The organism is Polaromonas sp. P1_G2, assembly GCF_056405515.1.
On sequence record NZ_JBFUBY010001370.1, the window covers coordinates 1 to 414 of the forward strand.

The 414-nt window shown below is 63.8% G+C and carries 1 protein-coding gene; it reads left to right on the forward strand.

Annotation, left to right across the window (positions count from 1 at the left end):
- The coding region (locus tag AC1D0P_RS30605) for a hypothetical protein (RefSeq protein ID WP_477680167.1) at positions 1–414 on the forward strand (414 nt) is incomplete at both ends.

A 414-nucleotide genomic window follows, 5' to 3' on the forward strand; every position in this document is an offset into this window, starting at 1 on the left:
GTGCTCGATCCGATGCCACTTTTGAGTGGGCGCATGGAACTTGCGCGGCTCGAAATCGGCCGCGCCGAGGGTGACCTGCGCTTCCTGCCGCGGCGGCCGATCGACTGGGCTTCCATGCGGATCGACCGCATTCCCGGCCTGCTCGCCGAACTTTATCCCGGTCTCGACAAAGGCGTCGAAGCGCTACGCAACGCCCGGACGGAGGAGATCGTCGCCAAGAACGTATCCCTCACGCTCCCTGAGCCGACGAAACTCGGTGACCGGATCGATCTCGGCGATTTCGTTTTTTCGCATCTGGCGCGCGGCAGCTATCAGCTGACGACCTCGATCCGCTACGGCAAACTCACGCCGAAACTGTCCGTCGCACTCGACACCGCTGACGGCAAGGTGCAGGCCGTCAACGCGGACCTCTCC